13 protein-coding genes are annotated in these 13,859 nt (G+C 68.7%); 6 read left to right on the top strand and 7 right to left on the bottom strand.

Annotated features, from left to right (window positions below; all coding sequences use genetic code 11):
• Positions 1–69 precede the first annotated feature (69 nt).
• The gene (locus AC2D10_RS10910) at positions 70–1,368 is read right to left on the bottom strand and encodes an MFS transporter (RefSeq protein WP_484707697.1); all 1,299 of its coding nucleotides are present in this window, start codon (positions 1,366–1,368) and stop codon (positions 70–72) included.
• A gap of 74 nt (positions 1,369–1,442) precedes the next feature.
• Here AC2D10_RS10910 and AC2D10_RS10905 point away from each other — a divergent pair, with 74 nt between their 5' ends.
• The 3 genes from AC2D10_RS10905 to AC2D10_RS10895 all read left to right on the top strand — a co-directional run bounded on the left by AC2D10_RS10905 (position 1,443) and on the right by AC2D10_RS10895 (position 4,359).
• Positions 1,443–2,021 (top strand): helix-turn-helix domain-containing protein, encoded by a 579-nt coding sequence (locus AC2D10_RS10905; protein ID WP_484707696.1) that lies wholly within the window; start codon positions 1,443–1,445, stop codon positions 2,019–2,021.
• A 279-nt stretch (positions 2,022–2,300) separates the two neighbouring features.
• Positions 2,301–3,671: a TrkH family potassium uptake protein gene (locus tag AC2D10_RS10900; protein ID WP_484707695.1), complete on the top strand. Its 1,371-nt coding sequence runs from the start codon at positions 2,301–2,303 to the stop codon at positions 3,669–3,671.
• The gene (locus AC2D10_RS10895; RefSeq protein ID WP_484707694.1) at positions 3,664–4,359 is read left to right on the top strand and encodes a potassium channel family protein; all 696 of its coding nucleotides are present in this window, start codon (positions 3,664–3,666) and stop codon (positions 4,357–4,359) included. Before AC2D10_RS10900 ends, AC2D10_RS10895 begins: the two co-directional genes overlap by 8 nt.
• A gap of 170 nt (positions 4,360–4,529) precedes the next feature.
• On the opposite strand, the gene AC2D10_RS10890 is transcribed toward AC2D10_RS10895, so the two are convergent.
• From AC2D10_RS10890 to AC2D10_RS10865, 6 genes are all read right to left on the bottom strand, one after another.
• Complete coding sequence (locus tag AC2D10_RS10890) at positions 4,530–5,216, bottom strand: hypothetical protein (RefSeq protein WP_484707693.1); 687 nt, start codon at positions 5,214–5,216, stop codon at positions 4,530–4,532.
• The gene (locus AC2D10_RS10885; protein WP_484707692.1) at positions 5,216–6,133 is read right to left on the bottom strand and encodes an ABC transporter ATP-binding protein; all 918 of its coding nucleotides are present in this window, start codon (positions 6,131–6,133) and stop codon (positions 5,216–5,218) included. Before AC2D10_RS10885 ends, AC2D10_RS10890 begins: the two co-directional genes overlap by 1 nt.
• A complete protein-coding gene (locus tag AC2D10_RS10880; protein WP_484707691.1) occupies positions 6,130–6,543 on the bottom strand; it encodes a GntR family transcriptional regulator in 414 nt (137 codons plus the stop codon). The genes AC2D10_RS10885 and AC2D10_RS10880 overlap by 4 nt, the downstream gene beginning before the upstream one ends.
• Before the next feature lie 230 nt (positions 6,544–6,773).
• Positions 6,774–7,484 (bottom strand): FadR/GntR family transcriptional regulator, encoded by a 711-nt coding sequence (locus AC2D10_RS10875; RefSeq protein ID WP_484707690.1) that lies wholly within the window; start codon positions 7,482–7,484, stop codon positions 6,774–6,776.
• Positions 7,485–7,529: 45 nt separating this feature from the next.
• Positions 7,530–8,993: an APC family permease gene (locus AC2D10_RS10870; protein WP_484707689.1), complete on the bottom strand. Its 1,464-nt coding sequence runs from the start codon at positions 8,991–8,993 to the stop codon at positions 7,530–7,532.
• Positions 8,994–9,040: 47 nt separating this feature from the next.
• On the bottom strand, positions 9,041–9,820 hold the full coding sequence (locus AC2D10_RS10865; protein WP_484707688.1) for a carbon-nitrogen hydrolase family protein: 780 nt from the start codon (positions 9,818–9,820) through the stop codon (positions 9,041–9,043).
• A 137-nt stretch (positions 9,821–9,957) separates the two neighbouring features.
• Here AC2D10_RS10865 and AC2D10_RS10860 point away from each other — a divergent pair, with 137 nt between their 5' ends.
• The 3 genes from AC2D10_RS10860 to AC2D10_RS10850 all read left to right on the top strand — a co-directional run bounded on the left by AC2D10_RS10860 (position 9,958) and on the right by AC2D10_RS10850 (position 13,808).
• Entirely contained in the window at positions 9,958–11,190 is a 1,233-nt protein-coding gene (locus AC2D10_RS10860; RefSeq protein WP_484707687.1) for a class I SAM-dependent methyltransferase, read from the top strand.
• A 363-nt stretch (positions 11,191–11,553) separates the two neighbouring features.
• Positions 11,554–12,858 (top strand): quaternary amine ABC transporter ATP-binding protein, encoded by a 1,305-nt coding sequence (locus AC2D10_RS10855; RefSeq protein WP_484707686.1) that lies wholly within the window; start codon positions 11,554–11,556, stop codon positions 12,856–12,858.
• A complete protein-coding gene (locus AC2D10_RS10850; protein WP_484707685.1) occupies positions 12,858–13,808 on the top strand; it encodes an ABC transporter permease in 951 nt (316 codons plus the stop codon). The genes AC2D10_RS10855 and AC2D10_RS10850 overlap by 1 nt, the downstream gene beginning before the upstream one ends.
• The last annotated feature ends 51 nt before the right edge of the window (positions 13,809–13,859 follow it).

Genomic DNA, 13,859 nt, shown 5'->3' with positions numbered 1-13,859 from the left:
CCATCCCCGCTGGGCGTCGTCGCCCGCGGCATCCGTCCCCCGTCACGATAGAACAGTCGACGTCGCGTGTCACCGGTCCTCGTACTGCTGGGCGTGCTCGGCCCAGCGCGCCTCGACCGGCAGCCCGCGCAGCGCCCGGTTGCCGACGGCCAGCGCCACCGCGATCACGCACAGTGCCGCGCACACGAGGATCGTCGACTCTCGTCCGATCCACGTCAGTCCGAAGCCGGCGATCAGCGGAGCCAACGGCATCGCGCCCATGCCGAGCACGCCCGCGGCGCTGTTCGCTCGCCCGAGCAAGTGCGTCGGCGTCGCCACCATGAAGTAGCCCATCATGCTGGCGTTGAGGGCGGGCAGCAGCAGCACCGAGGCCCCCAGCACGACGGCGATCGCCCACGGCTCGGTCACGGTCGTGAGCGTCACCGCACCGACCGCGGCCACGCTGAGCCCCGTGATGGCGAGCACCCCGGCGCCGATGCGCGGCACGAGCAGCGGAGCGACCAGGGCGCCGCCGAGCATGGCCGCGCCGATGCCGGCCGACATCGAGCCGATCAGGAGCTCGGAGTAGCCGGCCTGCTGCAGCGCGTAGATGACCGTCGTGATGGCGGCGTTGAAGCCGAGGTTGATGATGGTAATGATCAGCAGCACGCCGCCGAGGTCGGGGCGCGACAGCAGCCACGTGAAGCCTTCGCGCAGTTCCCGCCAGGCGTTGCGCGGCGCGCGTTCGGGTGCCGGTGCGGTGTCGGTGTCGGTGTCGCGTGCAGGCTCGGATCCCGCGCGCGTTCCGCGCCCCAGCATCCAGGCGGTGATCGCGGCGATCCCGTGGCAGAGGGTCATGACCGCGCCGACGAGCCAGCCGCCGGCACCCAGCAGGAGTCCGCCGAGCGGGCCGCCCGCGAGTTGCAGTGCGGCATCGCGCCCCTGGTTCGCCGCCTGCGCGCGGCCCATCGCCTCGTCCGGGACGATCTCCTTGATGGCGCTCTCGCCGGCGACGTCGAAGAGCCCACTGCGGGCGGCGAGCAGCACGTTCAGCACCAGGAGCGACGGAAACGTCAGGTCGCCGGTGAGCGCCAGCGCGGTGAAGGCGCCGGCGAGCACGATGCCCACGAGAGACCCGGTCAGCATGAGACCGATGCGAGGGTGGCGGTCGGCCAGGATGCCGCCGACAAGTGTCGTCAGCAGGCGCGCGATCATGCCCGCGCCGCCGATGATGCCGGCCTGGGCGGGGTCGTTCGTCACGATCAGCGCCAGCAGCGGCACGGCGAAGCCGAACAGCGCGGCGGCGAGCCCCTTGCTCGTGTCGCTGATGAGCCAGGTGAGGTAGCGGGTATTGCGCCACAGGCGGTGGGGTGCGGTCACGGTGGTCATGGGTCGAGAGTAGATGCGCAAGAGTAATTGCGCAAGTCTTATTGCGCAATTACGAGTGCGGATACACTCAGGGGATGAGCGAGCAGAAGCGGCCCGATCCGGTCTGGATGACGACGGCCATGCTCAAGGCGTACACGCACCCGCTGCGTCGGCAGATGCTGCAGCTGTTCCGGCGGCGCGACCACCTGCGCGCGGCCGACATCGCCGACGAGCTGGGCGTGGCCGCGAACAGCGCGAGCTTTCACCTGCGCGTGCTGGCCGACGCGGGGCTGATCGAAGAGGCGCCCGAGCGCGCCCGCGACCGCCGCGACCGCGTGTGGCAGGCGCGTCATCAGGCGTTGAGCCTCGGCGGACCCGAGAGCCCGGTGCCCGACGAGGCGCTCAGCGGCGTGATGCTCGGCGTGATCGCCGAGGAGCATCAGGAGCTGATGCGACGCGTGATCGCCTGGACCCCCGAGTACGTCAGCGGACGCACGACCGAGGTGCACGCGACCTTCTCACAGCGCGTGGTGCGGCTCACCCCCGCCGAGTTCGAGGCGATGCTCGAACGCGTCGAGGACGTGATGTCGGAGGCCGTCGAGGCGCACGACCCGAACGACCCCGACAGCCGGCCGTGGCAGGTCGACGTGCTGGCGGCCGACGACCGGATCTGACCTCCGGTGAGGACGGAACGGAAGAACTCAGGGGGCGGTCCCGGGCCAGCCGGGGGGCTTCCGCGGGACCGCCGGTCGGCTTCGCTGGGGACTCCACCGACGACGCCCACTGTGCCTGACGCCGACCCGGCCGACGCCACCCTTCACCCGTGTGGACGAGAGTCGTGCGCGAACGGTCATCACGTTTCGCGCATCCGCGCATCGTCCTCATGTTGCGTGATGCAGTGGCTGAGCATCCTGAGCCCCGATGCGAAGTGGCGCTCCCACTAGAGTTTGCTCGTGCCCCGTACCCTCCTCGCGTCTCCGTCGGCGGGTCGACGTCGACGGTGGCGGCCTCACCCGGCGCAGGCGGTGCTCGGCGGGTTCGTCCTCGCGATCGTTCTCGGGACCGGACTGCTCTCGCTCCCGATCGCCAAGACCGGGCCGGGCGGGGCGACGCTGATCGAAGCACTGTTCACGGCGGTGTCGGCCGCGTGCGTGACCGGCCACATCATCGTCGACACCCCGACCTTCTGGTCGCCGTTCGGACACGTCGTGATCCTCGTGCTGATCCAGATCGGCGGCTTCGGCGTGATGACACTCGCCTCGGTCATCGGTCTCGCGGTGATGCGCAAGCTCTCCCTGCGTTCTACGCTGCTCGCGGCGGCCGAGGTGAAGAGCGTCGGGCTCCAAGACGTGAAGGGCCTCGTCCTCGGCGTCGTCCGGATCTCGTTGACCATCGAGGCCGTGGTGTTCGTGCTGCTGTTCGCCCGATTCGCGACGGGATTCGATCACACGATCGGAGAGGCCGCCTGGCTGGCCGCCTTCCACGCCGTGTCGTCGTTCAACAACGCCGGGTTCGCGCTGTTCAGCGACAACCTCATGTCGTTCGTCGCTGATCCGTTCATCTGCCTGCCGATCGCCGCAGCGGTGATCCTCGGCGGCCTGGGTTTCCCGGTGATCATGCAGCTGCGCAAGCACGCGCGATTCCCGGTGAAGTGGACGATGAACACCCGCATCGTGCTCGCCGCGACAGTCACCCTCCTGGTCGCCGGTACGGCGTACATCACGGCCATCGAGTGGAACAGCCCGGCCACGCTGGGTCCGCTCGAGTGGCACGCGAAACTGCTCGCCGGCTTCTTCCAGTCGGTTCAGACCCGCACGGCGGGCTTCAACAGCGTCGACATCGGAGCACTCGACGAGGCCACTCTGATCGGGATGGATGCGCTGATGTTCATCGGCGGCGGGCCGGCGGGAACGGCCGGTGGCATCAAGGTCACGACCTTCGCCGTGCTCTTCTTCATCATCCTGGCCGAGATCCGCGGTGACGGTTCGGTCAACGTCTTCGGCAAGCGGCTCTCGCGAGCGGTGCACCGCCAGGCGATCACGGTGGCACTGCTGTCGGTCGCCGTCGTCATGAGCGCGACGATCGCCATCGTGCTCATGACCGAGATCGAGCTCGATCGCGTCCTGTTCGAAGTCGTGTCGGCATTCGGAACCGTGGGCCTCTCGACCGGCATCACCGCCGACCTGCCGGTTGCGGCGCAGCTCATCCTCGTCCTGCTCATGTTCATCGGCCGACTCGGGCCGATCACGTTCGCATCCGCCCTGGCGCTCAGGGAACGACGGGTGCTCTACGAACTCCCCAAAGAAAGGCCCATCATTGGCTAAGCATTTTCTCGGCGGGAGAGATCTGACCCGCACCGCCGAGGCCGATTCCGTCGCCGTCATCGGGCTGGGCCGCTTCGGCCGGGCGCTCGCGCTCGAGCTCATGTCGAAGGGCACGGAGGTGCTCGGTATCGACAGCCGCGAAGACATCGTGCAGAGCCTGAACGGCCACCTCACCCACGTGGTGACCGCCGATGCCACCAGCGAAGAGGTTCTGCAGCAGCTCGCTATCCCCAGCTTCGACCGGGTCGTGGTCGCGATCGGCAGCGACCTCGAAGCGAGCATCCTCACCACGTCACTGCTTCTGCGCTTCGGGATCCAGCACGTCTGGGCGAAAGCCGTCAGCGACGCGCACGGCACGATCCTCGAACAGCTCGGAGTCACCCACGTTGTGTACCCCGAGAAGGAGATGGGCAAGCGCGTCGCGCATCTGGTCCGCGGCGCGATGCGGGACTACATCGAGATCGGCGACGACTTCGCGCTCGTCACGGCGGCAGCCAACCGCACCGTCACCGGCGTACCCCTCGGCGAAGCGCGGATTCGCTCCACCTACGGCGTCACCATCACCGCGGTCAAGCGCCCCGGGCAGGACTGGACGTACACCACGGCAGAGACCGTCATCGAGGCCGACGATCTCATGCTGATCGCGGGACCGACGCAGAAGGCCGAGGCGTTCAGCCAGCTTCGGTGATCTTTGCGGCTGTGCGTGGCGGTGCGCGGGGGTGCCCGTTCACAACTCAGCAAATACGCGTCGGGGTGGCGCGAGAACCCCGGCCTGGTGCGGGCGACGGGCGGTGCGGCCGACGTTCTTGCTGAGTTGTGAACGCCGAACGGGCGAGCCGCCGCCGCGCAGCCCTCGACTCAGGGGATCGCCCGCCGGAAAGCAAGGAACGAGACGCCCGTGAGCACTGCGGTGATCACCAGGCCCCAGAGCGCGAGGCCGACGGCGCCGAGGTCGAGGATCGACGTCCACACCTGCGGCCACAGGTCGAGCCGCGTCGCGAGGAACGCGAGTCCGACCAGGATCAGCGCCAGACCGAGTCCGACGAACGCCAGCACCATCGGTCCCCAGCTCTTCACGATCGTGGCCCCGGTGAACCCGACGACGAACAGGAGGAGCGCCAGCGTGAAGAACACGATGAACGCCCCCACGGGTCCGGACTCCCAGAGCCACGGCAGGTAGAAGACGTAGCCGTTGAGGCCGTATCCGTCGGTCAGCATCTCGATGGCACCGCCGATCAGGAACACGATCCCGAGGAACGCGCTGCCGAGGATCGCCGTCAGCATCGTGCCGATGAAGAACTCGCGCCGGGTGATGCTCATGGCCTGCGAGAACGGGAACGTCAGCGTCATCGCCGAGATGCCGATCGCGAAGAAGTACCAGAGCGGGGCCTGGCCGCCGCCGCCGTACTTGGGGGTGTCGATCGGGATCATCGCGTAGATGAGCACCGAGATGACGACCGCCGAGCCGAGCACGATCAGCGGGACCCAGATGAAGGTCTGCCGGTTGATCAGCTGCAGGCGGATGACGTTGAGTGTGCGTCGCATCAGCGCACCTCCTCCTTCGTGGCGTGGTCTGCCGTGGCCGCGTCGACCCCGGCCTTCTGGGTGAGTCGCACGACCAGCTGCTGCAAAGACACCGGCGCGAGGTCGAGACCGGATGCCACGACCTCCGCCCGCTCCGTCGGCGTCAGCGCGCCGAGCACCGTGACCGAGGCCACGCGTCCGAGCGACTCACGGTGCAGCACCTCGCGGGCGCCGACCCACGCGTCGACCGCGGTGGCATCGCCGACGACCGTGATGGCGCGGTCGCGCAGAGCGTCGGTGTCCTCGTGCAGGAGGATGCGTCCGTTGTCGATCACGATGACCTTCTCGATGAGGTTCGAGACCTCGTCGATCAGGTGCGACGAGAGGATGACCGTGCGCGGATGCTCGGCGTAGTCCTCGAGCAGGCGGTCGTAGAAGATCTGCCGGGCGACCGCGTCGAGTCCGAGGTAGGGCTCGTCGAAGAACGTGATGTCGGCGCGCGAGGCGAGCCCGATGATCACGCCCACCGCCGACAGCTGACCGCGAGAGAGCTTCTTGATCGTCTGCTTCATCGGCAGCTGGAACTCGGCGATGAGCTCGTCGGCCAGCTCCTGATCCCAGTTCGGGAAGAACAGTCGTGCCGCCCGGAACGCATGCTTGGGGTACGCATCATCCGGATACTTCTGGCTCTCACGCACGAAGCAGATCCGGCCCAGCACTCGCGAGTTCTCGTACGGGTGCTCACCGAACACGCGCACGGTGCCCGACGACTCGAAGTTCTGGGCGGTGAGGATCGACATCAGCGTGGTCTTGCCCGCGCCGTTGCGGCCGAGGAGCCCATAGATGGCGCCTCCTTCGATGGAGAGCGAGACGTCGTCGAGTGCTCGCTTGTCCTTGTAGCGCTTGGTGAGGTTCTGCACCTCGATCACGGCGGTCATGCCGGGGTCTTCCCTTCTGCGTCGGTCGTCTGCGCGGTGGTCTGGGTGGCGGTCTGGGCGGCGCGCTGCCGGAGCAGTGCCGCGAGGTCGTCGGCGTCGAGCCCGAGCGTGCGGGCCTCGGCGAGGAGTGGGGCGATGTAGCGGTCGGCGAACGCGGCCCGGCGCTCGCCGAGGAGCAGCTCACGCGCGCCCTCCGCGACGAACATGCCGATGCCGCGGCGCTTGTAGAGCACTCCTTTGTCGGTGAGCACGGCGACTCCCTTCGCTGCGGTGGCGGGGTTGATCCGGTAGAACGAGGCGAGTTCGTTCGTCGACGGCGCCTGCGCCTCTTCGGCCAGCGAACCGCCGACGATCGAGTCTTCGATCTGCTCGGCGATCTGCAGGAAGAGCGGCTTGCCTTCGTCGATCACAGGTCCTCCGCGTGGTTGGTGGGTTACTTACTTGAGTAGGTAACCATGGAGGCTGGGACGTGTCAAGGGTGGGTTCTGCGGGGGGTGCTCGGGGGTGCCCGTTCACAACTCAGCAAAAAAGCGACGGGTGGCGCCGAGAACCCCGCCCTGGCGCGGTTGACCGGCGGCGCGGCCGACGTTCTTGCTGAATTGTGAACGCCGAACGGGCGAGACGCCGCCGCGCAGCCAGGTCAGGCGCGCGGCAGGCCGACGTACATCGAGGCGTGCAGCTCGGCGACGTGGTCGAACGCGAGCCGACTGGCCGTCGCGGCGTCACCGGCACGCAGCGCGGCGACCAGCAGCACGTGCTCCTCATTCGATGCGCGCAGGTAGTCGATGCGATACGGGATGAAGTACGCGTACAGCTCGTGTGACACGCGGCGGTGGAGTTCGGCGGCCCCGCGCACCCCCGCGGCCTCGGCGAGCACGGCGTGGAAGGCACTGTCGGCGGTGCGGAAGCCGGTCCAGTCCGGCGCGGTGCGCATGTCGGCGATCAGTGCATCGAGCCGTGTCAGAACCTCGGGCGAAGCGTCCGCGCTCGCCAGCGCCGCAAGTCCGGCCTCGAGCGTGGCGCGCTGGTCGATCAGTCCGTGCACGTGCGCGGCATCCGCACGGTACGCGTCGATCTCGACGACCGTTCCGACCGGCGGGGCATCGGCGATGAACGTGCCGCCCGCGCGCCCCGGCCGTCGCACCACCACACCCTCGTCGCTCAGCAGCCGGTAGGCGCGGCGCACGGTCATCTCGCTCACCTCGAACGCGCGTGCCGTGTCATCCGGGCCGGGAAGCCGGTCGCCGGGTGCGAGCATGCCGAGTTCGACGGCGAGCGAGATGCGCGCACGGACGGTGTCGACGGCGGTCGTGCGGCGGATCGATCCGAGCGCGGGAGAGGCCAGGTCCATCGCACTCCCTCGTTGTCGTGTCCCCGCCGCGCGCGCCGCCGGGGTTCAGCTCGTCACGGGCTCCTCCGCCGTGTCGGCGGTGTGCTCGGGGCGGTCGGCGTCCAGCCGGAAGCGCCTGCCTCCCACGATACCGACGACCATGGCCGCGACGGGAATGAGGGCGAGCGCCACACTCACCGCGACGCTGCCGCCGGTCACCAGGGTGAAGTTCGACAGCACGAGCCACAGGGCGAACGCGAGTCCGACGACGGCGAGGATCGGGAACACCCGGGCGCCCCACACGCGTCCGGTCGCGAGTTCGGGGCGACGGGCGAAGAACACCAGCACCGCGATCGAGGTGGTGAGCATGAGCAGGACCATCCCGACGGTGGCGACACCGGCCATCGAGCCGAACACCCCGACCAGGGGGTCGAGGCCCAGCAGCGCCAGCACGGCGAGCAGGATCGCGGCCGTGATCGTCTGCACGACCGACGAGAACGCGGGGGAGTGGTGCGACGCATGACGGTGACCGAGCCGAGCGGGCAGCACGGACTTCTGCGCGAGCGTGAACTGGTACCGCGCGATGACGTTGTGGAACGACAGCACGCACGCGAACAGGCTCGTGATCAGCAGCACCTGCACGACGTCGCGCAGGATCGGTCCGAGATACTGCGTGGTCGTGTCGAGCAGCAGGTTGCCCTCGCCCGCGAGCGTCTGCTGTGCGACGGCCACCGCGTTGCCTGCCCCGACTCCGGTCACGAGCGCCCAGCACGAGATGGCGTAGAAGACGCCGATGATGATGACGGCGAGGTAGGTCGCCCGCGGAATGGTCTTCTCGGGGTCGCGGGCCTCATCGCGGAACACGGCGGTCGCCTCGAAGCCGATGAATCCGGTCAGGGCGAACAGCACGGAGACGCCGATCCCACCCGAGAAGACGGAGGCGGGGTCGAAGGTCTCGAGCGCGATCCCCTCGGCGCCGCCCGTGGCGAAGATGACGACGTCGAGCACGACGACCACGAGGATCTCGAGTGCCAGAGCGACGCCCAGCACCTTGGCGCTGAGGTCGATGTGACGGTATCCGAGCACCGCGACGATCGCCATCGTCAGGAACGAGTACAGCCACCACGGCAGGCTCGGCCCGCCGAAGAACGTGACCAGGTCGTCGACCGCCCAGCCCATGTAGCCGTAGATCCCGACCTGGATCGCCGTGTACGCGACGAGAGCGGTGAAGGCTGAGCCCAGCCCGAGGCGCGAGCCGAGTCCGGCCGTCACGTAGGAGAAGAAGGCGCCGGCTTCTTTCACGAAGGGCGTCATCGTGACGAATCCGACCGAGAAGACGAGCAGGATGACGGCGGCGAGAGCGAATCCGATGGGGGCGCCCGGCCCGTTGCCGGATCCGATCGCGATGGGCACGTTGCCGCCGATGACGGTGAGCGGAGCGGCAGCGGCGATCACCATGAAGACGATGGAGCCGGTGCCGAGCTGACCGTCGAGTCGCTGGCGCGGCTCGGCGAGGGGGGAGACGGTCATGGGGTCTCTTTCACGAGGGGTGTCCGCGAGCGGACGAGGAGGAGGGGTCAGTACAACTCGGTGCGGCGGTCGGCGAGATACGGGTTCTCCTGCCGAGCACGCTGTGTCGCCTCGGGATCGATCGTGGCGATCATGAGGCCGGTCTCGCGGGGGCCGAGCACGGCGAGCGGCTCACCGTCGGGGCCCGCGATGCTGCTGCGGCCGACGTAGGTGAGGTCGCCTTCGGAGCCGACGCGGTTGACGTAGACGACGTGGATCTGGTTCTCCCACGCCCGCACGGGGATGAGGCGTTCGGCGATGTGGGCGAACGGCTCCATCTGCGCGGTCGGCACGATCACGGCATCCGCGCCGGCGAGGGCGGTGCGGCGGACCGTCTCGGGGAACTCGACGTCGTAGCAGATCAGCACCGAGAGGCGTACGCCGTCGATCTCGATGATCCCCGGGAGCGTGTCGCCGGCGACGAACAGGCTGCGATCGAGCGGGCCGAACAGGTGCGTCTTGCGGTAGCGGAGGAGCTCCGTTCCGTCGCGGTCGATCACGACGAGGGAGTTCGTGATGCGGCCGTCAGCGAGCGGTTCGGGCAGTCCGGCGACGATGGCGATGCCCGTGTCGACGGCGATGCGGGCGACTCTGTCGACGAGGTCTGCGGAAGCCAGCGGGGCGAGGCGATCGCCGATGTTGTAGCCGGTCACGAACATCTCGGGGGTCACGAGCACGCGGGCGCCCTGGGCGGCGGCGTCACGGGCGGCTGCGGTGATGATGTCGAGGTTGGCGTCGACATCGCCGGGCACGCCGTGATGCTGAAGTCCGGCGATGGTCAGGGTCATGCGAAAACTCCTCGTGCGTCGATGCACTCATTAAACAGATCAGAATGATCTAGTTGATGTCCATTGTGTTTCGTCGGCGTTTCCTGCGCAAGGGGCGGGGCGGGTCCTCGCCCAGCAGCGCGCCGTAAAGTGGGCGGATGCCTGAGTTCTCGTACAGCCGACTGCGCCGCTGGCCCGATGTCGAGGCGGAGAACCTGCAGGCGTACGACGCCACCGATCTGCTGCTGGTCGAACGCGCGCAGGAGTTCGCCGCGCAGCACGGCATCGCAGGTCACGAGATCGCGGTGATCGGCGACGAGTACGGCGCGATCACGCTGTCGCTGACGGATGCGCTGACGGATGCCGGGGGCCACGGCATCCGCGTGCATCAGGATCTCGCGACCGGGCGCCGCGCGCTGACGCGCAATGCGGAGGAACTCGGCCTCGACGGGTTCGCGTCGCACGAGCTCGACGGCACCCTGCTCGACGGCGCGCGCCTCGTGCTGCTGCAGCTGCCGAAGTCCCTCGCCGAACTCGAGCAGATCGCCGATGCGGTCGCGCGGTGGGCGGCGCCCGACGCGGTGCTGATCGCGGGCGGACGAGTGAAGCACATGACGCTGACGCAGAACGAGGTGCTCGCCGGCCGGTTCGCGCGTGTGCAGGCCGAGCGCGCAGCGCGGAAGTCGCGGCTGATCATCGCCGCCGAGCCGAGATCGGTGCCGGAGGAGCTGCCGTTCCCCGTGGTCGCCGAGCACGACGGGCTGACTCTGGCCGCGTACGGCGGGGCGTTCGCCGGCGCCCGACTCGACATCGGCACCCGGGTTCTGCTCGAGGTGCTCGGCCTCGCGCGTTCACAACTCAGCAAGAACGGACGGGGTGCGGCCGAAACCGGCCCCGAATCGGCCGATGCGGCGCGGATTGACGGAGTTGTGCACGGCGGCTCGGCAGCAGCACCCCCGACCGTGCTCGACCTCGGCTGCGGCACCGGCGCCCTCGCGGTCTCGTACGCCCTCGCGCACCCCGACGCGCGCGTCATCGCGACCGATCGCTCGGCGGCGGCCATGGCATCGGCTCAGGCGACGGCTGCCGCGAACGGGGTCGCCGACCGCGTGATCGTCATGCACGATGACGCCGCGTCCGAGCTCGCGCCGGCGAGTGTCGATGTCGTGCTGCTGAATCCGCCGTTCCACCTGGGCAGCAGCGTGCACACGGGGGCGGCGACGCGGCTGTTCGAAGCCGCGGCGCGGGTGCTGCGTCCGGGCGGAGAGTTGTTCACGGTGTTCAACTCGTCGCTCGGGTATCGGGCCGAGCTGACGCGGCTGATCGGGGCGACGGAGCAGCGGCATCGCACGCCGAAGTTCACCGTGATGCGCAGCATCCGCCGCCCCTGAACCCCCCGAAACCGCCGCATTCTCGCATCCGACGCACCCGCACGGCAAGGGGGCAGACATTCCCGCAATCCCCCGGTCAGACGCCGAAACTCACGGCCCTCCGCGCACCGGGATTTGCCCCTGACCGGCCATTTCGTTACGTTGGAACGTGGGCCTGACGGCCCGAAGACCAGTCCGCGGCCACGTCCTTCTTTCGATGAGCTGTGCTGCGAAGAGGCGTGGACGTACGGTCGATGCTCTCTACGGCGGATCCGAAATCCGCTGTCCGTGCCGCCACAGCGAACATGTCGAACGGCCCTGTGAGTCTCACCCGGGCGTAACCGAAGCAGGCTCAGCCACCCGAAGGCGAGCCGCAGGGGAAACGTGTCCGAAATCGCACTAGAAGCGCGCAATCTGTACAAGGTGTTCGGGAAGAATCCGAACCAGGCCGTCCGTCGGCTGAAGGCCGGTGAGAGCAGATCCGCGGTCGGAGACGCAGGAACCGCCGCCGTCATCGACGCGAGTTTCACCGTGAACCGGGGCGAGATCTTCGTGATCATGGGCCTCTCCGGCTCCGGCAAGTCCACCATCATCCGCATGCTCAATGGCCTCCACGACGTGACCGACGGCACCGTCACCGTGAACGGCGACCCGATCACCGGGATCCCGGCCGGACGCCTGCGCGAGATCCGTCGTGACCGCATCTCGATGGTGTTCCAGCACTTCGCCCTGCTGCCGCACCGCACGGTCGCCGCGAACGTCGCCTACCCCCTCGAGCTCAAGGGCGTCGGCAAGGAGGAGCGGCTCGCGAAGGCCGCCGAGATCCTCACCCTGGTCGGCCTCGACGGGCAGGCCGACAAGCTCCCGTCCGAGCTCTCGGGCGGAATGCAGCAGCGCGTCGGCATCGCCCGCGCGCTCGCCGCCGACAGCGACATCCTGCTGATGGACGAGGCGTTCAGCGCGCTCGACCCGCTCATCCGCCGCGAGATGCAGGAGCAGCTGCTCGAACTCCAGCAGAAGCTGCAGAAGACCATCGTCTTCATCACCCACGACCTCAACGAGGCCATGTTCCTCGGCGACCGCATCGCCGTGATGCGCGACGGTCGCATCGTGCAGATCGGCACGCCGGAGGACATCCTGACCGACCCGGCCAACGACTACGTCGAGCAGTTCGTGCAGGACGTCGACCGCGCCCGCGTGCTCACCGCCGCGAACGTCATGGAGCGCGCACGCCCCGTGGTCGCCGAGACCGCCGGACCGCGCACGGCGCTGCGCCAGATGCGCGACGCGTACATGTCGGCCACGTATGTGACCGGCCGCGACCGCAAGCTGCTGGGCATCGTCACCGACCGCGATGCGGTCAAGCTGGTGCGCAACGGCGTCTCGACGCTGCGCGACATCATCAAGCCCGTGCCGCAAAGCGTGAGCGAGGACGAGGTGCTGATGAACCTGTTCATCCCCTCGGTCGAGTCGCCGCTGCCGCTCGCCGTGACGGATGCCGAGGGGCGCCTGTCGGGCGTCATCCCCCGTGTCACGCTGCTCGCCGCCCTGGGCCCCGGCCCCGGAGCGACCGGCGAGTTGACGCTGCCGCTCATTCCGATGCCCCAGGCCGAGATCGACGCCGTGCTCGATGACGGATGGACCGCCGAGCCGCCGGCATCGGCCTCGACCCCCGAGGAGGTGCGCTGATGGATGGTTTTCGCATTCCCGTCGGTGAATGGGCCGCGGCCGGCGTCGACTGGATCAAGACGAACCTCGACGGCCTGCTCGACGTGATCTCGTTCATCGTCAACTTCCTCGTCGACGGCCTCACCCGCGCGCTGCTCAGCCCGCACTTCGTCGTCATCATCGTGCTCGCCGCGCTCATCGCGTGGGTCGTGCGCTCGTGGCAACTCGCGATCGGCACGCTGGTGTCGTTCGGTCTGATCGTCGCGATGGACCTCTGGGTGCCCGCGATGCAGACGCTCGCGCTGGTGCTCGTCGCCGCCGTGGTCGCCGTGCTGATCGCGGTGCCGCTGGGTATCCGGTCGGCGCGCAACGCCTCGGTCCGCGCGGTTCTCAAGCCCGTGCTCGACTTCATGCAGACGATGCCCGCGTTCGTGTACCTGATCCCCGCGATCGTCTTCTTCGGCATCGGCGTGGTTCCCGGACTCGTCGCGACCGTCATCTTCGCGCTGCCTCCGGGCGTGCGACTGACTGAGCTCGGCATCCGCGGCGTCGACTCCGAGACCGTCGAGGCAGGGCAGGCGTTCGGTGCGAAGCCGGGCCAGATCCTGCGCGGCATCCAGCTGCCCCTCGCGATGCCGACCATCATGGCCGGGGTCAACCAGGTCATCATGCTCGCGCTGTCGATGGCGGTCATCGCCGGAATGGCGGGTGCCGACGGCCTCGGGAAGATGGTCGTCGAGGCGATCTCGACCATCAACATCCCCAAGGGCGTCGAAGCGGGCCTGGGCGTCGTGCTCATCGCCGTGTTCCTCGACCGCGTCACCGCGGCCCTCGGCGCGGCGGGCCAGAACCCGTCGTCGCTGCTCGGGATGCTCGCCCGCCGACGCACGCAGCGTCAGCGCGACGAGGCGGCCGCCGCGGCATCCGACTCCACACCGGCTGAGACCCGCACGCCGGTGCCCACTTCCTGACCCTTCCTGAAACGCAACACCCGCATCACAGCAACACAGCAACACAGCAAC

The organism is Microbacterium sp. PI-SA-G (assembly GCF_057215335.1).
This window is presented reverse-complemented; position numbering and strand designations above follow the sequence as displayed.

Excerpts from the sequence above, each read along its gene's own strand:
- AC2D10_RS10910 (WP_484707697.1), bottom strand. The coding sequence starts at position 1,368 with ATGACCACCGTGACCGCACCCCACCGCCTGTGGCGCAATACCCGCTAC.
- AC2D10_RS10905 (WP_484707696.1), top strand. The coding sequence starts at position 1,443 with ATGAGCGAGCAGAAGCGGCCCGATCCGGTCTGGATGACGACGGCCATG.
- AC2D10_RS10890 (WP_484707693.1), bottom strand. The coding sequence starts at position 5,216 with ATGCGACGCACACTCAACGTCATCCGCCTGCAGCTGATCAACCGGCAG.
- AC2D10_RS10885 (WP_484707692.1), bottom strand. The coding sequence starts at position 6,133 with ATGACCGCCGTGATCGAGGTGCAGAACCTCACCAAGCGCTACAAGGAC.
- AC2D10_RS10875 (WP_484707690.1), bottom strand. The coding sequence starts at position 7,484 with ATGGACCTGGCCTCTCCCGCGCTCGGATCGATCCGCCGCACGACCGCC.
- AC2D10_RS10870 (WP_484707689.1), bottom strand. The coding sequence starts at position 8,993 with ATGACCGTCTCCCCCCTCGCCGAGCCGCGCCAGCGACTCGACGGTCAG.
- AC2D10_RS10865 (WP_484707688.1), bottom strand. The coding sequence starts at position 9,820 with ATGACCCTGACCATCGCCGGACTTCAGCATCACGGCGTGCCCGGCGAT.
- AC2D10_RS10860 (WP_484707687.1), top strand. The coding sequence starts at position 9,958 with ATGCCTGAGTTCTCGTACAGCCGACTGCGCCGCTGGCCCGATGTCGAG.
- AC2D10_RS10850 (WP_484707685.1), top strand. The coding sequence starts at position 12,858 with ATGGATGGTTTTCGCATTCCCGTCGGTGAATGGGCCGCGGCCGGCGTC.